General features: G+C 70.1%; 16 protein-coding genes. 6 read left to right on the top strand and 10 right to left on the bottom strand.

Annotation, left to right across the window (positions count from 1 at the left end; all coding sequences use genetic code 11):
* Positions 1–830 precede the first annotated feature (830 nt).
* From rosag_RS13215 to rosag_RS13190, 6 genes are all read left to right on the top strand, one after another.
* Complete coding sequence (locus tag rosag_RS13215) at positions 831–1,742, top strand: PEP-CTERM sorting domain-containing protein (RefSeq protein ID WP_284350618.1); 912 nt, start codon at positions 831–833, stop codon at positions 1,740–1,742.
* 159 nt (positions 1,743–1,901) lie between these two features.
* Complete coding sequence (gene wecB / locus rosag_RS13210; RefSeq protein ID WP_284350617.1) at positions 1,902–3,083, top strand: non-hydrolyzing UDP-N-acetylglucosamine 2-epimerase; 1,182 nt, start codon at positions 1,902–1,904, stop codon at positions 3,081–3,083.
* The gene (locus rosag_RS13205; protein ID WP_284350616.1) at positions 3,080–3,910 is read left to right on the top strand and encodes a YaiO family outer membrane beta-barrel protein; all 831 of its coding nucleotides are present in this window, start codon (positions 3,080–3,082) and stop codon (positions 3,908–3,910) included. The genes wecB and rosag_RS13205 overlap by 4 nt, the downstream gene beginning before the upstream one ends.
* On the top strand, positions 3,885–4,778 hold the full coding sequence (locus tag rosag_RS13200) for a hypothetical protein (protein ID WP_284350615.1): 894 nt from the start codon (positions 3,885–3,887) through the stop codon (positions 4,776–4,778). Before rosag_RS13205 ends, rosag_RS13200 begins: the two co-directional genes overlap by 26 nt.
* Complete coding sequence (locus rosag_RS13195) at positions 4,775–6,139, top strand: glycosyltransferase family 2 protein (protein ID WP_284350614.1); 1,365 nt, start codon at positions 4,775–4,777, stop codon at positions 6,137–6,139. Before rosag_RS13200 ends, rosag_RS13195 begins: the two co-directional genes overlap by 4 nt.
* The gene (locus rosag_RS13190; protein ID WP_284350613.1) at positions 6,136–7,239 is read left to right on the top strand and encodes a polymer-forming cytoskeletal protein; all 1,104 of its coding nucleotides are present in this window, start codon (positions 6,136–6,138) and stop codon (positions 7,237–7,239) included. The genes rosag_RS13195 and rosag_RS13190 overlap by 4 nt, the downstream gene beginning before the upstream one ends.
* Positions 7,240–7,347: 108 nt before the next feature.
* On the opposite strand, the gene rpsG is transcribed toward rosag_RS13190, so the two are convergent.
* The 10 genes from rpsG to nusG form a co-directional block, all read right to left on the bottom strand.
* The gene (gene rpsG, locus rosag_RS13185) at positions 7,348–7,818 is read right to left on the bottom strand and encodes a 30S ribosomal protein S7 (RefSeq protein ID WP_284350612.1); all 471 of its coding nucleotides are present in this window, start codon (positions 7,816–7,818) and stop codon (positions 7,348–7,350) included.
* A complete protein-coding gene (rpsL, locus tag rosag_RS13180; RefSeq protein WP_284350611.1) occupies positions 7,815–8,228 on the bottom strand; it encodes a 30S ribosomal protein S12 in 414 nt (137 codons plus the stop codon). Before rpsL ends, rpsG begins: the two co-directional genes overlap by 4 nt.
* A gap of 278 nt (positions 8,229–8,506) precedes the next feature.
* Complete coding sequence (locus rosag_RS13175; protein WP_284350610.1) at positions 8,507–9,169, bottom strand: PEP-CTERM sorting domain-containing protein; 663 nt, start codon at positions 9,167–9,169, stop codon at positions 8,507–8,509.
* A gap of 452 nt (positions 9,170–9,621) precedes the next feature.
* Entirely contained in the window at positions 9,622–13,923 is a 4,302-nt protein-coding gene (gene rpoC / locus rosag_RS13170; RefSeq protein WP_284350609.1) for a DNA-directed RNA polymerase subunit beta', read from the bottom strand.
* A gap of 3 nt (positions 13,924–13,926) precedes the next feature.
* Positions 13,927–18,663: a DNA-directed RNA polymerase subunit beta gene (gene rpoB, locus rosag_RS13165; protein WP_284350608.1), complete on the bottom strand. Its 4,737-nt coding sequence runs from the start codon at positions 18,661–18,663 to the stop codon at positions 13,927–13,929.
* A 208-nt stretch (positions 18,664–18,871) separates the two neighbouring features.
* Complete coding sequence (gene rplL, locus rosag_RS13160; protein WP_284350607.1) at positions 18,872–19,258, bottom strand: 50S ribosomal protein L7/L12; 387 nt, start codon at positions 19,256–19,258, stop codon at positions 18,872–18,874.
* 74 nt (positions 19,259–19,332) lie between these two features.
* A complete protein-coding gene (gene rplJ, locus rosag_RS13155) occupies positions 19,333–19,851 on the bottom strand; it encodes a 50S ribosomal protein L10 (protein WP_284350606.1) in 519 nt (172 codons plus the stop codon).
* 12 nt (positions 19,852–19,863) lie between these two features.
* Positions 19,864–20,553: a 50S ribosomal protein L1 gene (gene rplA / locus rosag_RS13150; protein WP_284350605.1), complete on the bottom strand. Its 690-nt coding sequence runs from the start codon at positions 20,551–20,553 to the stop codon at positions 19,864–19,866.
* The gene (gene rplK / locus rosag_RS13145; protein ID WP_284350604.1) at positions 20,553–20,975 is read right to left on the bottom strand and encodes a 50S ribosomal protein L11; all 423 of its coding nucleotides are present in this window, start codon (positions 20,973–20,975) and stop codon (positions 20,553–20,555) included. The genes rplA and rplK overlap by 1 nt, the downstream gene beginning before the upstream one ends.
* Before the next feature lie 164 nt (positions 20,976–21,139).
* On the bottom strand, positions 21,140–21,679 hold the full coding sequence (gene nusG / locus rosag_RS13140) for a transcription termination/antitermination protein NusG (RefSeq protein ID WP_284350603.1): 540 nt from the start codon (positions 21,677–21,679) through the stop codon (positions 21,140–21,142).
* Positions 21,680–21,696 lie beyond the last annotated feature (17 nt).

The raw sequence follows: 21,696 nt of genomic DNA, 5'->3' as shown, positions 1-21,696 counted from the left end.
GTCGTCGCGTAATCCGGTTTCTTGGAGGGCCCGTCGCGCAACGGCACGCGACCGGCCAGACAGCAAAAATGCGGGTGGACCGACGCCCCAAACGGGACTGGTATCCATCCGCCCTCGCCGGGTACGCTCGCCACTGCTGCGCGAACGGGGACCCATGGCGCGTCGGGGCCGCTCGGGAAAGCGGGGGCGCGAACGCCCGGTGCCTCGACGTCGAGTTGTCCGCGACCGGCCCGCCCCGTCCGGAGATCGGATGCGCTGGGTCGCCTGTAGCCTGTCAAAGCTAACCCGCCGTGCCCTGATGTCAACGGGAAGTGGTCGCGCGGCGCGGACTTAGCCCTCCGCCGGCGCCCGCGACGCGGCGTGTCGACGACGGGAGCGCTGCGTGGAGCGGCACCGCGGAACACCCGAGGTGTCGCGGCCGCGCGGGGTGCAGCAGGCGCCGGGCCGCCGGCACCAGCTGGGCGCAAATCGCCGCCGGGCAGGGGCTGAGGCTGGCGCCGATCGGTCGCTGCAGGGTCCCGGATGCCGTGACGAAGCTGTCAGAGGCGTAACTTTTCGGCCTGCCGGTCTGGACTGGAGCGTCGGCGACCCCTACTGTGGCTGTCGCACCGGCCCCACACCCGAGGGTGGCGGGCGCGCCACAGGTGCCGGCGCCCTGGCCGCTGCTCCCCCACGCAGCCGTCGCGACACCGGGCTCGGCCGCATGGCATGCGCGGTGCCCTGCTCCTGCCTGCGGCCGCTCGTTCGGGCGGCCGACCCACCTGCCAGCTTCGCGTCGTCCCCGACGCTCGAGAGCCCTCATGCGCCTCCCCCGATCGACTCCGGCCCGGATGACCCTCTTCCGGGTCGCCACCGCGGCAGCGCTCGCCCTGGCGGTGGCCGCCCCCGCTGGTGCCCAGACGACGGTCTACCCTGGCGACCCCGCCTGGTACAACGACAGCCGCGCCGGCGGCACGGGCGCGATCACGGCCACCGCGCCCCGCCTCGGCAACGGCTCCCTGGAGCTCTCGACGTCGGGCGGGATGACGGACTGGGCGTTCTGGCTGACGGCCGTCGCCGACCCGGCCACGCAGAGCTGGGGACGCCTGATCGACGTCGCCTCCCTCGGCTTCGACTGGCGCCGCAGCGGCGAGCCGTCGATGGACGGCGCGGACGCCCCCTGGCTCGCTCAGACGCCGGTGCTCCGGCTTCACCTGCGCGAGGACACGGGCGACGGCGCCCCGATCTACAGCGAGCTGATCTGGGAGCGCTGGTACAGCTCCAACCTCCCTGTCCAGACCGACACCTGGGTCCATGAAGATCTGGTGAACGGCGACTACACCCAGCTCTGGCGCGTCTACGGCGCCGCGGTGCCGGGGACGGGCGTCGGCGCCAACGCGGACGGCCGCACGTACGCCGCGACCGACTGCACCGCCGGTGTCATCGACCCCGCCAAGCCGCTGCTCGTCGGCTCGACGGCGGACTGGGCCAGCAACGCGCTCTGCATGGGCTCCCCCAACGCACAGGTGTGGGGGCTCAGCATCGGCGTCGGCAGCAACTGGCCCCTCGAGTACACGGGCTTCGTCGACAACGTGAACCTCGCCTTCGCTGGCGAGGACGGACGGCCCGCCGTGAGCGCGAACTTCGAGCTGCCCGCCCAGAACGTCGTGCCCGAGCCGACCACTGTCACGCTGATGCTCGGCGGCCTGGCCGGTCTGTCCGGCATCGCCCGTCGTCGACGTCGCGCCGTCAAGGCCGACTGAGCACCGCGGCCGGCAGCGGCTGCTCGACCCGGTCGCCGTTTCACCGCGCGCCGTCACCGTTTCTCGGTGACGGCGCGCGGTGCATGGTCGTCGGCTGTGACCGGTATCGGGCCCGCGCCACGCGGCCGCCCGCCGTCCCCGCTCCGCCTCCCTCCCCGTATGCCCCCGCGCCGCGTCTGCCTGGTCCTCGGCACGCGCCCCGAGGTGATCAAGCTCGCGCCCGTCGCCGCCGCCCTCCGCGCGACGGGCGGGGAGCTGTCGCCGTTCGTCGTCACGACGGGCCAGCACGGGGAGATGGTGGACCAGGCGCTCCGCAGCTTTGGCCTCCGTCCCGACGTGCAGCTCGGCGTCGCGCACACCGCCGCCGGCATCGGCACCCTGTTCGACCGCGTCGCGGAGGCCCTCGGCTCCTGCTTCCACGAGGTGCGCCCCGCCGCCGTGCTCGTGCAGGGCGACACCACCTCCGCCGCCGCCGCCGCCGTCTCGGCCTACGGCTCGTCGCTCCTGCTCGGACACGTCGAGGCCGGACTCCGCTCGGGATCGCTGCAGGAGCCGTTTCCCGAGGAGCTGAACCGGCGCATGATCGGCTGCGTCGCCGACCTGCACTTCGCGCCCACCCAGCGCGCGGCTGAGAACCTGCTGCGCGAAGGGGTGGGCGCCGAGGACGTCCTCGTGACCGGCAACACCGTGGTCGACGCGCTGCGCATGATGCCGGCCCGCGAGCGCTTCGCCGATCCGTCGCTCCACGACGTGGACTGGGCCGCACGCCGCATCGTCCTCGTGACCGCCCACCGCCGCGAGAACTGGCGACGCCTCCCCGACGTATGCGACGCGCTGGTGCAGCTGGCCGCGCGCTTCCCCGATCTCGAGCTGCTCGTCCCGGTGCACCGCAATCCGATGGTCGGCCGCGTGGTGCGCGCGCGCCTCGGCGGGGTGCGCGGCGTGCGCCTGCTGGAGCCGCTGGAGTACGGCGACCTGCTGGAGGTGCTGCGCCGGTGTCATCTGGTGCTCTCCGACTCGGGCGGCCTGCAGGAGGAGGCACCGAGCTTCGCGAAGCCGATCCTGATCCTCCGGGAGTGCACCGAGCGCCCCGAGGTGCTCACGTCGGGCTTCGGCGTGCTGGTCGGCACCGACACGCGCACCATCGTCGACGCCGCGTCGCGTCTCCTGACCTCCGACGACGCGTACGCCGCGATGCTGGGCGGCCGCAACCCGTTCGGCGACGGCCGCGCGAGCGTGCGCATCGCCGCGGCGCTCGGCCGCCGGCTGTCGACGCGCGTCATGCCGCCGACGCTGTCGCGTCGCACGCCGCGCTCGCTGCGCGGCATCACGCACCCGTGAGCGCGCACATCCCTCGAGCGGCGGCCTTCGTCCTCGCCGCCACGACGCTGGTCGCGCGTCCCGCGCACCTCGCCGCGCAGTCCGACGTGCGCGCGCCGGGAGCGCTCCCGGCGCGCGAGCGCTCGCTGGAGGTGGGTGGCTTCGCGCATGCCGTGACTGGCGGCTTCGGCGGCTGGCAGGGCGGCTACGTGCGTGCCCTGACGCCCGCCGGCCGCCGCGACCAGCTGGCGTTCGACCTCGTCGCGCAGCGCGCGTTCCGCGATGAGGGGCAGTACGCGGCGCTCTCCCTGCGCCACGAGCTCACGCCGTCGCTCTTCGTCGTCGCGTCGGGTGGCGCCGGGTCCGGCCGCTTCGCGCTGCCGCAGGCGCGCGCCGACATCCTCGTCGGCCGCGCGCTGGGCGCGCGGCGCGCGGTGGTAGTGGGCGTCGGCGCCAGCTACGTCGACGCCCAGGCGCTGTACGCCGACCGCGCCGCGGTCGCCACCGTCGCGTGGTATGCATCGCCGAACGTGGTCGCGGAGCTCGCTGGACGCGTGAATGCCAGCACGCCGGGCGACGTGCGGTCGTTCCGCATCGCGCCGTCGCTGACGCGGCTGCTCAACGGCGGTCGTCAGGCGCTGACGCTGCGCGCCGACGTCGGCACCGAGGCGTACCAGCTGCTGGCCGGTGCGTCGCCGGTCGCGCGCGACTTCGGGAGCACGCTCGTCGCCGCCGGCCTCCGCCACCGCGCGTCGGAGGCGTGGGGCGCGTCGCTGCAGGCCGAGTCGTACCACAATCCGTACTACACGAGGACCGGTGTCCGTGTCGGCGCGCTCCGCTTCTGGTGAGGCGGCGCTCGCGCCGCCGCGCGACGCGCGCCGTGCCCAGCTCGTCGACGATCTGCGCCGCCGGGGCGTTCGCGGCGGGCTGATCCCGCAGCACCGCGCGATGATCCGGCTGCGGCTCACGCCCACCATCGCGTTCGAGCTGCTGCTGGTGCCCGCCCTCGTCGCGGGCGCGGTGCTGCTCCTCTTCCCGGAGCTGCTCGCGCTCTGGCAGGACTTCTTCCGCTTCGGCACGCGCGCGCTGGGCCTGCCCGGCCAGGTGGAGACGAGCGTCGTCACACTGTTCGGCGGGCTCACCGTCGCGCTGCCGCAGTTCACGATCGAGGCCGCGTGGCCCACGCGAATGCAGCTGCTGGGGCACGCGGGGCTCGTCGTCGGCATCGCGCTGATGTCGTTCGCGCTGCCGCGCCGCCTCTATCCTGCCGCGTTGCTGCTGCGCGCGCTCGCCATCCTCCACGCCACGTCGGTCACGTTCTTCCTGCTCGGCACGCGTCCGTTCCCGTATCCGCTCGCGCAGTACGCCACCGACTTCCTGCTCTGCGGCCTGGTGGTGCTGACCGTCGCGCCGTTCCTCCTCGGTCTGACGTTCTTCATCTTCGGCGTGCCGCTGGTGGAGAAGCTGCTGCTCTCGGTGCTGCTGCTCGCGCATCTGGCGGTGCTGCTCCCGTTGCAGCTGATGCTGCACGTCTACATCGCGGCGCGTGCGTCGCTGGTGATGCTGCCGCTGCTCTTCATCGCGTTCGGGCTGCTGCTCGACGTGACGGTGTTCGTCGCGCTCTACGGGTGGGGCATGAGCTGGCTCTCGAGCGCCGAGCGGCGCCGCGGTCCGCGCGGCGGACGGGTCCTGCTCGGGCGGCAGGTGCAGCCGTGATCGTCCGCGCGGCGTCGTTCGGGCTGTTCGTCTGCCTCATGGTGCTCGCGGTCTACACCGTGCGGCACTACCTCTTCACGCTCAATCGTCTCTTCGGCCGCCACCGGCAGCCGTACATCGACATCGCGTTCGCGGACTGGCCCGTGCTCACGGTGCTGGTCCCGGCGCACAACGAGGAGCGCGTCATCGGGCACGCGCTCGACGCGCTGCTCGCCTCGGAGTACCCGGCCGATCGCTTCGTCGTCGTGCCGATCGACGATCGGTCGACGGACGGCACGTGGCCGATCCTCGAGGACTACGCCGCGCGCTTTCCGGGGCGCGTGCTGCCGCGGCGGCGCACGACCGGCAGCATGCCCGGGAAGGCCGCCGGGCTGGAGGAGGTCAGCCGCGAGGCCGGCGGCGACGTGCACATCGTCTTCGACGCGGACTACGTGCCCGGCCCGCGCCTGCTGCGGCAGCTCGCCGCGCCCTTCCTCGATCCCGAGGTGGGCGCGGTGATGGGGCGCGTGGTGCCGCTCAACGTCGGCGACGCGCTGCTGCCACGGCTTCTCGACCTGGAGCGCTCCGCGGGCTACCAGGTGGACCAGCAGGCACGCATGAACCTCGGCCTGGTGCCGCAGTACGGCGGTACGGTCGGCGGCGTGCGCGTGGCCGCCCTGCGACAGGTCGGCGGATGGCGCACCGACACGCTGGCCGAGGACACGGACATGACGCTGCGCCTCGTGCTCGAAGGGTGGAGCGTCGTCTACCAGAACCGCTCGGAGTGCTACGAGGAGGTGCCCGAGTCGTGGCCGGCGCGCGAGCGGCAGATCCGCCGCTGGGCGAGTGGGCACACGCAGGCCTTCGCGCGCTACGCGGGTCGCCTGCTGCGCAATCCGAGCCGCCTGCCGTGGTGGACGGTCGTCGATGGCCTGCTGCTGCTCGGCGTGTACCTCGTGCCCGTCGTGATGCTGCTCGGCTGGGTGTGCACGCTGCTGCTCTTCTACGCCGGCCATCCGCCGGGCTACCTGCCGCTCGCGTTCCTCGTCGTCTCGTCGTTCAACACCATCGGCAACTTCGCCGCCTTCTTCGAGGTGGCGGCCGCGGTGCGACTCGACGGCTCGCGCCATCGCGTGCGCCTGCTGCCACTGCTGTTCATGGGCTTCCTCGTCAGCTTCGCGGCGTCGCTGCGTGCGACGTTCTCGCGCGGCTCGTGGCGTCGGCGGCACGGGCCCATCCAGTGGGACAAGACGGAGCGCTATCGCGATCCGTCCGCCGACCTCGCGACGCTGCTCGCGAGCACGCGGGACGCATCGCCGGCCGGGCCGCGCGTGGACGAGATCCCGGCTGGCGTGCCCGATCTCGGCGGGGTGCCGTCGTGAGCGAGGGACTGGCCGCCGCCCTGCTGCTGCTCGCATTCGTCGCGTGGATGCTGCTGCCGCTCATCCCGGCGCTGCTGGAGCTGCTGCGCCCCACCGACGCGACGCCGCTGGCGATGGTCGGCCAGGATGCGGGAGAGCTGACCTACTTCGCTGACCGGTTCCGCGGCTACCTGCAGGAGCAGCTCGCGCGCTCCGCCGACGCGTCGACCGCGGCCACGGGGCGCTTCGCCGACGGCACGTCGTGGGTGCGGATGCCGCTCGCCGAGCACGGGTCGGCGGCCGCGCGCGTCGACGCGGTCGTGCTGGCGGATCCGGACACGTGGCTGCCGTCCGACGGCGTGTACACGATGGAGCTGTTCGCGCGCGGCGACCTGACCTGCGGCGCGCGGACGGTCGTGCGCGCGCTGCTCGCCGACGGTGCGTGCGAGCTCGGAGACGGCTCGGACGTGCTGCGGTGGGTGCACGCCGAGGGAGTGTTGCGTGCGGGTGTGGACGCGACGCTGCATGGTCGGGCGACGTCGCACGAGGCGATCGAGCTCCGCCCGGGTGTGCGCTTCGCGCGCCTACGTGCGCCGCGCATCGCCTCGGAGGGTGCTTCGGGCCTGGAGCCGTTGCCGCCGCTGCCGGCGGAGGAGCACACGGCGCTCACGCCCTTCGTGCCGACGGGTGCAACGCGCCTGGGCGACGGCTACCTGCGCGTGGATGGCTCGCTCGTCGTGCCGCCCTGTTCCCTGGTGCGCGCGAACCTGATCGTCCGCGGCGACCTCCGTCTGGAGGCGGGCAGCCGCGTGCAGGGCGCGGTGAAGGCGCACGGCTCGGTGACGGTCGGGCGCGACGTCGTGGTGGACGGCGCGGTGGTCGCGCAGCGCGAGGTGCACGTGGACGCCGGCGCGCGGCTGCTGGGCGTGGTGATCGCGGAGGGTGCGGTGGAGCTGGCGGCACGCGTGCAGGTGGGCTGCCCCGACCGGCCGGCGACCATCGCGGCGCCGCGCGTGCGGCTCGCACCGGGCGTCACCGTGCACGGCGCCATCAACACGGCGGACGGCGCGGTGGAGGCCCCCGGGACGCGTGCGGCGACGCGGCGCCAGACCGCGGCCTGAGACGACCTCTCGAGGGCCGTCAGATCCGGAACGCCGAACGGGCGCCCGCGATGCGGGCGCCCGTTCGTGTCTGCTGCGTGGTGCGAGACGGCGCGACGCGCCGTCGGCTCACCAGCGGTAGTGCGCGAAGGCCTTGTTCGCCTCGGCCATGCGGTGCGTGTCCTCCTTCTTCTTGACCGCGTTGCCCTCGCCGCGCGAGGCCGCGATCACCTCGGCCGCCAGCTTCTCGGGCATCGACTTCTCGTTGCGGTCGCGCGAGTAGGAGATCAGCCAGCGCATCGCGAGCGCGTTGCGGCGCTCCGGGCGCACCTCGACGGGGACCTGGTAGGTCGCGCCGCCGACGCGGCGGCTCTTGACCTCGACCACCGGCTTGAGGTTGGCGAGCGCCTGCTTGAAGACGTTCACGCCGGGCTGGCTGGTGCGCGCCTCGACGAGGTCCATCGCGCCGTAGAAGATGCGCTCGGCGGTGGACTTCTTCCCCTGGTACATCAGGGAGTTGATGAACTTCGAGACGGTCTGGCTGTCGTACCGGGCGTCCGCCAGGACGGGACGCTTCACGGCGCTCTTGCGGCGGCTCACTTCTTCTTCCCTCCCTTGCCGGCCGCGGCGGCCTGGCCCGGCTTCGGCTTCTTGGTGCCGTACTTGGAGCGGCTGCGGTTGCGGCCGTTGACGCCCGAGGCGTCGAGGGTGCCGCGCACGATGTGGTAGCGCACGCCCGGCAGATCCTTCACACGGCCGCCGCGCACGAGCACGATCGAGTGCTCCTGCAGGTTGTGGCCCTCGCCGGGGATGTAGGCGATGACCTCGAACCCGTTCGTGAGGCGGACCTTGGCGACCTTGCGGAGCGCGGAGTTCGGCTTCTTGGGCGTCGTGGTGTAGACGCGCGTGCAGACGCCACGCTTGAACGGGTTGTTCTTGAGCGCGGGCGACTTGGACTTGTCGACGACGCCCTGACGGGCGCGCCGGACCAGCTGGTTGATTGTCGGCATGGAGATGGATCGACAACGGATTCTGACGCCCCCAGAGCTGGGGCGCCTCAGACCGATGAAGGTAGCCCATCCGGAAGGGCCGGTCAACCGGGCCCCGTCCCGTAAATGCCGGTGCCGCCGATGGATGTGAGGACTTGCCCGGCGGGGCCGCCTGCGGGGGCAGCGGTCGGGGGGACCAGAACGCACGAGGGGGCGGCACCCGGAGGTGCCGCCCCGCCCTTTCCTGCCTCCTGCAGCGCGGCGTGCCGCGCGTCAGGCGTCGATCAGCGTCCGGTCGCTCAGACGTTGGTGCGGCGGCGACGGGCGACGAGGCCCAGCGCGCCCATGCCCGTGGCGAGCAGCATGTAGGTCGACGGCTCCGGGACGACGCTGTTGACGACCGCGCCGCGGATCGTCTGCGCGCCGGTCGACGGCGCGTTGATCGACGTGAAGCCCTGGCCGAAGCGCTCGACCTCGTACGTCACCGGGCCGATGACCTCGAAGCGGTCCGGGTTGTTCCAGTTGATGAACGCCTGCGACGCCGTGCCGCTGATCGTGCCGCCGAACAGACCACCGACGTCGCCCGTGCCCGTGGTCGGCGACGACTGGATGATGCGCATCCAGACCTGCTGGCCCGACAGATTCAGGCTGGCGCTGCTCGTGCCGCTCGCCGTCACGGTGCCGTAGTCGATGAACGAGAACGGCACGCCCGAGACGGTCGTCGTCGGCTGACCCGCGAAGCGCAGCTCGTACGACGCCGTCGCGTTCGAGAAGACCTTGAACACCTCGTTGCTGAACGTGACGCCGTCGAAGCTGAACTGCGTGCTGTAGCACACGTCCGTGTCGGCGATCGTGGCGACGCCGCAGGTGGCCGCGATGCTACCAACCTGCGCGCCGGCCATCGACGCGCTCATCGCAACGACGCCCAGCGCCGAAGCGATCTTTCGCACCATGTTCTTCATGTCTCCCTCGTCCTTGGTTTCAGGTTTCCCCCAACGCGCGACCAACTTACGCCGTGCAAAACTCCTATTGCAAGACACGCGACCACAGCCGTGAGACGCGTGTCATCGGTAGGTCCTAACTCGCAACCAGACATCGAGTTAGCGACCAAACCGCCGTTCCCGTGCCGCCCGCTGCGTGACGCGATCGCGCCTCGATCGAGGCCGGAGTGCAGCGCCGTCGCGCCAACTTCCGTGGCGTTGCTGCAACACCTGCTGCCTCAATCCTCGATCCGCCCTGTGCCGCGGGTCGGCCGACACAGCAGCAAACGTCGGGCCGTCGTGAGACATGTGTCACACGCGCGCAACGCACGACCGGACGCACGACCGGACGCACGACCGGACGCACGAGGGGCCGGCGAGACATCGTCTCGCCGGCCCCTCGTGTCTCCCGCGATCAGAGCCGCAGGCGGTGCTCAGTCCTTCTCGGCCGCGAAGCTCGGGAGCCCGAGGGCGTCGAGCATCCCCGCCCCATCGGCGGGCGCCCCGACTTCGGCCGGGAGCTCGGGCAGCGACCCGCTCTCCACGTCGATGTCGTTGTACCGGTACATCCCCGTGCCCGCCGGGATGAGGTGGCCGATGATGATGTTCTCCTTGAGGCCCAGCAGGTCGTCCTTCGCGCCGCGGATGGCCGCGTCGGTCAGCACGCGCGTGGTCTCCTGGAACGAGGCCGCCGAGACGAACGACTGCGTCGTGAGCGACGCCTTCGTGATCCCGAGGAGCAGCGGCTCCGACGTCGCGGGCTCCAGCCCCTCCGTCTTCGACTGCTCGTTGACCTCGCGGAACGTGCCCTTGTCGACGTGCTCCGCCTCCAGGAACTCCGTCTGCCCGCTCTCGACGATGCGGATCTTCTGGAGCATCTGGCGCACGATCACGCCGATGTGCTTGTCGTTGATCTTCACGCCCTGCAGGCGGTAGACCTCCTGCACCTCGTTCAGGAGGTACTCCTGCACGGCGCGCGGGCCCTTGATCCGCAGGATGTCGTGCGGGTTCACCGGCCCCTCGGACAGACGGTCGCCGGCGCGCACGCGGTCGCCCTCGTGCACGCGCAGGTGCTTGCCCGACGCCACCTCGTACAGGTGCGCCTCCGCGCCCTCGATCGTGGCGCCGTTGGCCTCGATCGGGTGCACGTAGATCTCGCGCTTGCCGCGCTTGATGTCGCCGAACCGCACCACGCCGTCGATCTCGGAGATGGTCGCCGGATCCTTCGGCTTGCGCGCCTCGAAGAGCTCGGCCACGCGCGGCAGACCGCCCGTGATGTCGCGCGTCTTGTAGGCCTCGCGGCTGATCTTGGCCATGATGGTGCCGGCCGAGATCTGCTCCCCGTCGTCGACGGTGAGCACGGCGCCCACCGGGATGACGAAGTCGCGCACGCGCTTCTCCTTCCCGCCCACGTCCTGCCAGATCTCGATGTGCGGGTGGAGCTTTTTCTCGCGGTCCTCGATGACCGCGCGCTGGCGCAGGCCCGTGAGCTCGTCGAGCTCCTCGGACACCGTCTCGTCCTCGACCAGGTCGACGAACCGGATGGTCCCGGACACGTCGGCGATGATCGGGTTCGAGTACGGATCCCAGCTGAAGATCACCTCGTCGCGCGTGACCGGCTGCTTGTCCTCGACCATCAGGATCGCGCCGAGCGGCACCTGCAGGCGCGCGCCCACCGCGGCGTTCGGGTCGTTCGAGGTGCGGATGATGATCTCGCCCTCGTACGACGTCACGATGCGCTGCCCCTCCGGGTTCTTCACGAACACGAGGCGGTCGCCGAACTCGATGGTGCCCGCGACCTTCGACTTGCGCGCCGTCTGCTCGGCGATACGGGAGGCCGTACCACCGATGTGGAAGGTGCGCAGCGTCAGCTGCGTGCCCGGCTCGCCGATCGACTGGGCGGCGATGATGCCCACCGCCTCGCCGAGGTCCACCATCGCCATCGTCGCCAGGTTGCGGCCGTAGCACATCCGGCACAGCCCGCGCTTCGCCTCGCACGTCAGCACCGAGCGGATGCGGATCGTCTCGATCCCCGCCTCCTCGATCTCGTGCGCCGTGTCCTCGTCGAGCAGCTGCCCCGCCTCGGCCAGCAGGCGCGGACGGCCGCTCTCGTCGGTCATCTGCGGATCGTAGACCTCCTCGGCGGCGACGTTGCCGACGATGCGCTCGCTCAGCGCCTCGATGATGTCCTCGCCCTCCTTCAGGGCGGCGACCTCGAGGCCCATGATCGTGCCGCAGTCCTCCTCGGTGATCGTCACGTCCTGCGCGACGTCCACGAGGCGGCGCGTCAGGTAGCCGGCGTCGGCCGTCTTCAGTGCCGTATCGGCCAGCCCCTTCCGGGCGCCGTGCGTCGACGAGAAGTACTCGAGGACCGAGAGGCCCTCGCGGAAGTTCGACTTGATCGGGTTCTCGATGATCTCGCCGATGCCACCCGTCAGCTTCTTCTGGGGCTTGGCCATGAGGCCGCGCATCCCGGCGAGCTGGCGGATCTGGTCGCGGCTACCACGGGCGCCGGAGTCGAACATCATGAACACCGGGTTGAAGCCGCCCTTGTCCTGCCGGAGCGACTTCACCATGGCGTCCGCGATGTCCGTGTTCGCGTGCGTCCAGGTGTCGATCACCTTGTTGTAGCGCTCACCGTTCGTGATGTTGCCGGTCGAGTACGCGCGCTGGAAGCGCTCGACGCGCTCCTCGGCCTCGCGCAGCAGGACCTCCTTCTCGGCCGGGATGTGCAGGTCCTCGATGCCGATCGAGACGCCGCCGCGCGTGGAGTTCGCGAAGCCGAACGCCTTCAGGCGGTCGAGGAACTGGACCGTCTCCGCGAGCCCGGCCCGACGGTAGCTCTGGAACACGAGCTCCCCGAGGGCCTTCTTCTTCATGTCGCGGTTCTGGAACGGCAGCGCCGACGGGATGATCGCGTTGAACAGCACGCGCCCCGCCGTCGTGGGCTCCCAGCGACGCCCGCCCTCGTCGTCCATCATGAAGCGGATGACCGACGCGTACTTCAGGCGGCCGAGCGCCATCGCCATCTCGACCTCGCCGACGGTGCCGAACGCCTTGAGCGCGCGCGCCTTCACCGGGTCCTTGAGGTACGTGTCGAAGTCGGCCGGGGCCTTGGTCGCGAAGTAGCAGCCCAGCACGATGTCCTGCGACGGCTCGGCCACCGGACGCCCGTCCGACGGCTTGAGCACGTTGTTGCTGGACAGCATGAGGACGCGCGCCTCGGTCTGCGCCTCGAACGAGAGCGGCACGTGCACGGCCATCTGGTCGCCGTCGAAGTCGGCGTTGAACGCCGCGCAGACGAGCGGGTGGATGCGGATGGCCTTGCCCTCGACCAGCACCGGCTCGAACGCCTGGATGCCCAGGCGGTGCAGCGTCGGCGCGCGGTTGAGGAGGACCGGGTGGTCCTTGATGATCTCCTCGAGGATCTCGTAGACCTCGGGGCTCTCGCGCTCGACGATCTTCTTCGCGCGCTTGACGGTCTCCGCGATGCCCTTGTCGACCAGCTTGTGGATGATGAAGGGCTTGAACAGCTCCAGCGCCATCGCCTTTGGCAGGCCGCACTGGTGCAGGCGGAGCTCCGGGCCGACGACGATGACCGAACGGCCCGAGTAGTCCACGCGCTTGCCGAGCAGGTTCTGACGGAACCGGCCCTGCTTGCCCTTCAGCATGTCCGACAGCGACTTGAGCGGACGCTTGCCGCGGCCGCGGATCGCCTTCGAGCGACGGCCGTTGTCGAACAGCGCGTCGACCGCCTCCTGCAGCATGCGCTTCTCGTTGCGGAGGATGACCTCCGGCGCACGGTGCATGATGAGCTTCATCAACCGGTTGTTGCGGTTGATGACGCGGCGGTACAGGTCGTTGAGGTCGGACGTCGCGAAGCGCCCGCCGTCGAGCGGCACGAGCGGCCGCAGGTCGGGCGGGATGACCGGGATGACGTCCAGGATCATCCACTCCGGGCGGTTGCGGATCTCCCCGCCCTGCCCCGAGTTCCGGAACGCGTCGACGATCTTGAGGCGCTTGAGCTGCTGCTTCTTGCGGTGCTGGCTGTTCTCCGTCACCACCGCCGCGCGCAGCTCGTCGGCCAGCTTGTCGACGTCCAGGCGCTTGAGGAGCTCGCGCACCGCGGGCGCGCCGATGTCGGCGAGGAAGGCGCTGTCGCCCTCCTCGCGCGACTTCTGGCGCAGCGCGAGGTACTCGTCCTCGTCCAGCAGCTGGTTGACCCGGACGTCCTGGTTGCCCGGGTCGACGACGACGTAGTTCGAGTAGTAGATGACCTTCTCGAGATCACGGAGCGTGAGGTCGAGGAGGTTGCCCATGGGGCTGGGCAGGGTCTTGAAGAACCAGATGTGCGCCACCGGCACGGCCAGCTCGATGTGGCCCATGCGCTCGCGCCGGACCTTCGAGAGCGTGACCTCCACGCCGCAGCGGTCGCAGATGACCCCGCGGTAGCGGATGCGCTTGTACTTGCCGCAGTGGCACTCCCAGTCCTTCACCGGGCCGAAGATGCGCTCGCAGAAGAGCCCATCCTTCTCCGGCTTGAACGACCGGTAGTTGATCGTCTCCGGCTTGAGGACCTCGCCCCACGACCACCAGGTGCGCAGGCCGGCCATCTCCAGCCGCTCGCGCTCCTTGGGGTCCTTGGGGCCGCGGATCTCCTCCGGCGAGGCGATGCGGACCGAGATGTAGTCGAACGCCGAGGCGCGCGTCTCGCGCGTCGAGCGGAAGTCGATCATGGATTACTCCTCGTCGTCGTTGCCGCCGCGGGCGTCGCGCCCGCCAGCGTCACGAAGGTCCCCCAGCCGGTCGGCCAGCAGGTCGGCACGCAGCCCCGGAAGGCCGCCATCCACCGCCGTCGCGGGTCCGGCATGCCCGGAGCCCGGATCCGGCAGGATCCCGCTGATCGCCGCGTTGGGGTCGCCCAGCCCGCCGAACCCGTGGTCGTGGGTCGAGCCGAGCGTGACCTTGATGCCCAGCGCCTGCAGCTCCTTCACGAGCACGTTGAACGACTCGGGGATGCCCGGCTCCGGCAGGTTCTGGCCCTTCACGATCGCCTCGTAGACGCGGCTGCGGCCGTTCACGTCGTCCGACTTGACCGTGAGGATCTCCTGCAGGACGTGCGCGGCGCCGTACGCCTCCAGCGCCCACACCTCCATCTCTCCGAAACGCTGGCCGCCGAACTGCGCCTTGCCGGCGAGCGGCTGCTGCGTCACGAGCGAGTACGGCCCGATGGACCGCGCGTGGATCTTGTCGTCGACCAGGTGGCTGAGCTTGAGCATGTAGATCTCGCCCACCGTCACCGGGTTGGCGAACGGCTCGCCCGAGCGGCCGTCGCGGACGCGGATCTTGCCCGAGGTCGTGATGCCCGCGAGGCGCGCCAGCTCCGCCGCCGCGGCATCGAGGTCGCCCTCACCCTTCTTCCCGCCCACCAGCGCGCCGAGCGCCGGCAGCTCCTGGCGCAGCAGGTGGTCGGCCGCCGGCCGCGCCTTCAGCGCCTCCAGCTCCGCCACGACCGACTCGCGGTCGGCGACGTGCTGCGACGCCTCGCCCTTGTGCACGGCGATCTGGTGATCGAGCTCCGTCAGCTCGCGCTGCACGAGCTCCTTCGCCGCGGCGACGAGGAAGTCGCGCACCTTCTGGCCGAGCGCGCGCGTCCCCTCCGACATCTTCTTGCTCGACAGGTCGGCGAACGACGCGTCGGCGAGCAGGAACACCTTGTCGCGCTCCTCGAGCGACGGCTTGAGGTCGGACACGAGCTGCACGACCTCCGCCTGCCCGACCTCGGGGGCCGGGTGCGTGAGGTTGAGCGTCTTCGAGACCGTCGTGAGGCCGGCGAACTTCAGCAGCAGGCCGATCTCGCGCTCGTTGGCGCCCTGGAAGACCGGCGTCTTGGCGTAGAAGCCGAGGATGCGCGCGGCCCACCCGAGGTGCGTCTCGAGGATCTGCCCGACGTTCATGCGCGACGGCACGCCCAGCGGGTTGAGCACGATGTCGACCGGACGGCCGTCGGGGAGGAACGGCATGTCCTCCTCGGGCACGATGCGGGCGACGATACCCTTGTTGCCGTGGCGGCCGGCCATCTTGTCGCCGACCGAGATCTTGCGCTTCTCGGCCAGGTAGACCTTCACCAGCTGGATGACGCCCGGGGGCAGCTCGTCCGGCTGGAGGATGCGGTCGATGCGCTCCTCGGCCCGCTCCTCGAGGCGCGCCTTCTCCTCGTTGGCGGCCTCGATGATCGCGCGCACGCGGTCGTTGGCGGCCTTGCTCTCGACGCGGAACGTCTTCAGGTCGAGCGTCGCGAACTTGACGCCCCGCAGCACGTCGCGCGTGAGCGCGGTGCCGGCGGCGATCGCCTCCTCGACGGTGCCGGCCTTCAGCGCCAGCGCCACGACCTCGCCCTCGAGCGCGTCGCGCAGCTCCTCGTCGCGCACGTCGTTGACGCGGATCTTCTCCTCGCCCTCGAGCCGGCGCACCTCGCCGATTCGCTCGCCGCGGTCCTTCTCGACGACCTGGTCCTCGATGCGCGAGAAGATCTTCACGTCGATGACCACGCCCTCCATCCCCGGCGGGACCTTGAGCGAGCTGTCCTTCACGTCCTTCGCCTTCTCACCGAAGATCGCGGTGAGGAGCTTCTCCTCGGGGGAGAGCTCCGTCTCGCCCTTCGGCGTGATCTTGCCGACCAGGATGTCGCCCGGCTTCACGTGCGCGCCGATGCGCACGATGCCGCGCTCGTCGAGGTCCACGAGCGCGTCCTCGGACACGTTCGGGATCTCGCGCGTGATCTCCTCCTGGCCGCGCTTGGTGTCGCGCACGTGGAGCTCGAGCTCCTGGATGTGGATCGACGAGTAGACGTCGTCCTTCACCAGGCGCTCGCTGAGGACGATGGCGTCCTCGAAGTTGTGCCCGTACCAGGTCATGAACGCCACGGTGACGTTGGAGCCCAGGGCGAGCTGCCCCATCTCCGTCGCCGCGCCGTCGGCGAGCACGTCGCCCTGCTTGACGCGCTGCCCGAGGCGGACCAGCGGGCGCTGGTTGATCGCCGTGTCCTGGTTGGTGCGCCAGTACTTCTTCACGCGGTAGCGGTCGAGCTGCGTGAGGCGCTGCAGCGGCCGGCTGGCCGCGCGGCGGTCCTCGCTGCCCAGACGCTCCGCCGGGCCGGCGTCGACGATGATCTCGTCGGCCGTCACGTGCGTCACGACGCCCGCGCGCTTGGCGATGATGACCGCGCCCGAGTCGCGCGCCACGACGCTCTCCAGCCCCGTGCCGACGAGCGGCGTGCGCGGGTTGAGGAGCGGCACGGCCTGACGCTGCATGTTCGAGCCCATGAGGGCGCGGTTGGCGTCGTCGTGCTCGAGGAACGGGATGAGCGCCGCGGCGATGGAGACCATCTGCTCCGGCGCCACGTCCATGTAGTCGATGCGGTCCGTCGGCACGAGCGGGACGTCGCCGCCGTCACGGCAGAGCACCAGCTCCTCCATGAAGGTGCCGTCCGGGTTGAGCTTCGCGTTCGCCTGCGCGATGATCGCTCCCTCCTCGCGGTTGGCGTCGAGCCACGCGAGGTCGCCCGTCACGCGGCCGCCCTTCACGACGAAGTACGGCGTCTCGATGAAGCCGAGATCGTTCACGCGCGCGTAGCAGGCGAGCGACGTGATGAGGCCGATGTTCGGGCCTTCCGGCGTCTCGATGGGGCACATGCGCGCGTACTGCGAGTAGTGCACGTCGCGCACCTCGAAGCCGGCGCGCTCGCGCGTCAGACCGCCCGGCCCGAGCGCCGAGAGGCGACGCTTGTGCGTCAGCTCGGCGAGGGGGTTGGTCTGATCCATGAACTGCGAGAGCTGCGAGCTGCCAAAGAACGCCTGGATGACGGCGCTCACGGTGCGCGCGTTCACCAGGTCGTCGAGCGAGATCTTCTCCGGGTCGGTGTTGATCGACATGCGCTCCTTCACCAGGCGCGCCATGCGGGACAGACCGACGGAGAACTGGTTCGCGATCAGCTCACCGACCGAGCGGATGCGGCGGTTGCCGAGATGGTCGATGTCGTCCGTGTGCCCACGGCCCTCGTGCAGCTCCACGAGGTAGCGCACGATGGCCACGAAGTCCTCCTTCGTGAGCACCGTGGTGCCGGCGGGCGTGTTGAGGCTGAGGCGCTGGTTGATCTTGTAGCGCCCCACGCGGCCCAGGTCGTAGCGCTTCGGGCTGAAGAACAGGCGCTCGAGCGCCTGCTTCGCCGTCTCCTTGTTCGGGGCGTCGCCCGGACGGAGGAGCGCGTAGATCTGCTTGAGGGCCTCGTCCTCGTGCTTGGTCGGATCCTTGGCGAGCGTGTTCTTGATCAGCAGCGACTCGGCGCGACCGCTGGCGACGAACACCTGCACCTTGTTCATCTCCGCCTTGCGGATCTTCTTGATCAGCGCGTCGGTCAGGAGCTGGCCCGCCTCGGCGATCACCTCGCCGTCCTCGGACACGACGTCGTGCGAGAGCGCGCGGCGCTCGGGGCGCTCGCCGCGCTCGATCGCATCGAGCTCGTCGCGGAGGTCGATCGTGGTGTAGCTGGCGAAGACCTTGACGCTCTCGACGCCCTGGCGGCGGAGGCGGTTGTACACCTCCTCCGTCAGCTCGTCGCCTTCCTTGACCAGGAGCTCGCTCTCGCGGCGCTCCTGCTCCGCGCGCGCCTTCTTGGTCTTGGCCTTGGGCGCGTCGGGGTCGGTCGCCTCGCCGGCGAGCGTGATGTCCTGCGCGATGACGGCGCCGAGGACCTCGCGCTGGTCGGAGCGCGTCTCGCGCGCCTTGGTCAGGTCGAGGTCACGCTCCGCGAAGAAGAGCCGCAGGATGTCGCGGTTCTCGCCGTAGCCGAACGCGCGCAGCAGCGCCGTGGCCGGGAACTTCTTCTTCTTGTCGATGTGGACGTAGATCACATCGTGGATGTCCACGGTGAACTCGACCCACGACCCGCGGAACGGGATGATGCGCGCGGAGATCAGGCGCTGCCCGTTGGGGTGCGTCGACTCCTCGAAGACCACGCCGGGGGAGCGGTGCAGCTGCGAGACGATGACGCGCTCGGCGCCGTTGATCACGAACGTCCCCAGGTTCGTGATGAGCGGCAGCTCGCCGAGATAGACCTCCTTCTCGATGATGTTGCGCGGCCGCTTCTCGCCGTTGATCTCCTCGAAGATGACCAGCTGCAGGGTCGCCTTGAGGGGAGCCGAGAAGGTCATGTCGCGCTCGATGCACTCCTCGACGGAGTACTTCGGCTCACCGAGCGAGTAGCGGACGAACTCCAGCGAGAAGTTCTCGTGGACGTCCGTGATGGGGAACAGGTCCTTGAACACGCGCTCGAGGCCCACGTCCTCGCGCTCGTGCGCGGCGGCGTCGGTCTGGAGCAGCGCTTCGAACGCGCGCGTCTGGATGTCGAGCAGGTGGGGCATGCCCATGCCTGCGTCGAGCTTCCCGAACGAGATTTCCTTTATCGTCTCAGCCATGACTCACCCGCAGAGGGGGATCACCCGCGAACAGGCGAAAACAGCCCCGCCCCCGGCTCCCGCGCAAAAATGCTGCGGGGCGGGGCGGAGCGATGGAGCTGCTCAGTTGTTGTGTAGACGTACTGTACTCACAGGCGCGCCGAGGTGGAAGTGAGGGCCGCGGCGAAGGCGATGGCCGGACGCATCCGGCCACCGCCCCGCCCGGACCTTACTTCACCTCGACCGCGGCGCCCTCGGCCTCGAGCTTGGTCTTGATCGTGTTCGCCTCGTCCTTCGAGACGCCCGACTTGACCGCGCTCGGCGCGCCGTCCACCAGGTCCTTCGCCTCCTTGAGGCCGAGACCGGTGATCTCGCGCACGACCTTGATGACCTGGATCTTCTTCGCGCCGGCGTCCTTCAGCATGACGTCGAACTCGGTCTTCTCCTCGGCCGCAGCCGCCGGAGCCGCCGCGCCGCCCGCCGGGGCGCCACCGCCCACCGGGGCGGCCGCGATCGTGACGTTGAACTTGGTCTTGAACGCCTCGATCAGCTCGGCCAGCTCGAAGACCGTCTTGTTGCCGATCGCGTCGAGGATCTCGTCGTTGCTCATAGCCATGGTACCGTGATTCTCCGTAGGAAACCCAGGCGGCTGAACCGCTGGGGCAGGTTGAACAGGCTAACCGCCTGGGGTTACTGCGCGCCTTCCTTCTGGACCCGCAGGGCCTCGAGCGCGCCGACCATCATCGTGAGCATGCCGTTCATGACGCCCGCCATCTGGGCGAGCGGCGCCATGAGGCCCGCGCCGAGCTCGGCGAGCATCTGCTCGCGCGAGGGCATGTTGGCCAGCGCCTTGACCTGATCCGCATCGATCTGGCGACCGTCGAACATCCCACCCTTGATGGCGGGCTTCTGGTCGTTCGCCTTCGCGAAGTCGGACAGCACCTTGGCGCCCGCGAGGGCGTCCGCGGCGACCACGATCCCCGTCGGCCCCTTGAGGCGATCGGCGACCAGGCCGCTCTCGTTCACCGCGCGGAGGGCGAGCGTGTTCTTGATGACCACGTACTCCACGCCCGCACGACGGAGCTGGCGGCGCAGCTCGGTCATCCGCTTCACGTTGAGGCCCGTGAAGTCGGTGTAGTAGAGCGCCTGCGCGCCCTTGATCTTGTCGGTCAGCTCGGTGACGAGCTGCTCCTTCTCGGTACGCTTCATCTCGGCGACCCCTTACCGGTAGGGCGTGGTGTCGACGGTGACCCCGGGCCCCATGGAGCTCGAGATCGCGACGTTCCGCACGTACACGCCCTTCGAGGCCGACGGCTTCGAGCGGACGATCTGATCCATCAGCGCCGCGAAGTTCGACTCCAGCGCGTCGGCGGCGAACGAGACCTTGCCGATCGGGGCGTGCACGTTGCCGCCCTTGTCGACGCGGAACTCGATCTTACCGGCCTTGACCTCGCGGACCGCGCGGCCGACGTCGAACGTCACCGTGCCGGCCTTCGGGTTCGGCATCAGGCCGCGGGGGCCGAGCACGCGCCCGAGCTGACCGACCTGCCCCATGAGATCCGGGGTGGCGATCATCACGTCGAAGTCGAGGAAGCCGTCCTTGATGCGCTGGACGTACTCGACGCCCACGAAGTCCGCCCCGGCCTGCTCGGCCTCGGCGACCTTGGGGCCCTGGGCGATCACGAGCACGCGGACGCTCTTGCCCGTGCCGGCCGGCAGCACCACGGTGCCGCGGACGACCTGGTCGGCGTGACGCGGGTCGACGCCGAGGCGGACCGCCACCTCGACCGTCTCATCGAACTTGGCGAACGCGGCGCCCTTGACCGCCTCGATCGCCTGACGCGCCGGCTGGGCGGTCGTCTGGTCGAGCTTCTGCGCGGCCGCGCGATACTTCTTCCCGTGCGTGCGCATCAGTCGCTCACCGTCACACCCATCGAACGAGCGGCGCCGGCCACCATGGCCATCGCGCTCTCGATGCTGTCGCAGTTGAGGTCGGGCATCTTGATCTCCGCGATCTTCCGAACCTGCGCCTTCGTCACCGCCCCGACCTTGGTCTTGTTCGGCGTCCCCGAGCCGCTGGCGAGACCGAGCTCTTTCTTGATGAGCTCCGCCGTCGGCGGCGTCTTGAGGATGAAGGTGAAGGACTTGTCCGCGTAGATCGTGACTTCGACCGGAAGGATCGTGTCCTGGCCCTGCGTCCTGGCGTTGAACTCCTTGACGAAGGCCATGATGTTGATCCCCTGGGGGCCGAGCGCCGTACCGACCGGCGGGGCAGGCGTCGCCTTCCCGGCCGGGATCTGGAGCTTGACGAACCCGGTTACCTTTTTGGCCATGCACTCTCCTGTCGTGGTGGGGGAACCGTCGCGCCCCCGTCACTCCCGCTGATTGTTTCGCGTCGCAGCGGTCGGCGACGATATCGGGCGATCCTCGCGGATCGCTGCGGACTGCGGACTTCGGGCCGTGCGGTGAATCCGCCGCCCGCTGTCCGCAGACTTTTTCAGTACCCCTTGAGCTGCAGGTAGTCGAGCTCCACCGAGGTCGGGCGGCCGAAGAGCGACACGCTCACGCGCACCTTGCCCTTGTCGGCGATGACCTCCTCCACCGTGCCGTTGAAGTCGGTGAAGGGCCCCTCGGTGATCTGGACCGCCTGGCCGACGAGGAACGGGATCTCCTCCTTCGGCGCCTGCTCCGCCTCCTCGGCGACGCCGAGGAGGCGATTGACCTCGTCGGGGCGCAGCGGCATCGGGAAGCGCTCGTGCCCGACGAACTTGATCACGCCCTGGATGCCGTTGATGACGTGGATGGTGTCCTGGTTCATCACCATCTCCACGAGCACGTATCCGGGATAGATCTTCCGCTCGACGGCGACCTTCTTCCCGTTCTTCAGCTCGACCACTTCCTGCGTCGGGACGAGCGCCTGGCGGATGGCCCGCTCTTCGGGGGCCTTGCCGTCGGCGTCGATCTTCCGCTGGATGAGATTGCGGACCTTGTTCTCGTGCCCGGACGTCGTCTGGATGGCGTACCAGCGGTGCTCCACGGTATTGCGCTCTCCGA

Source organism: Roseisolibacter agri (assembly GCF_030159095.1).
Classification (GTDB): domain Bacteria; phylum Gemmatimonadota; class Gemmatimonadetes; order Gemmatimonadales; family Gemmatimonadaceae; genus Roseisolibacter; species Roseisolibacter agri.
Note: the sequence above shows the minus strand (reverse complement) of the source record. Positions and strands in the feature narration are given on the sequence as shown.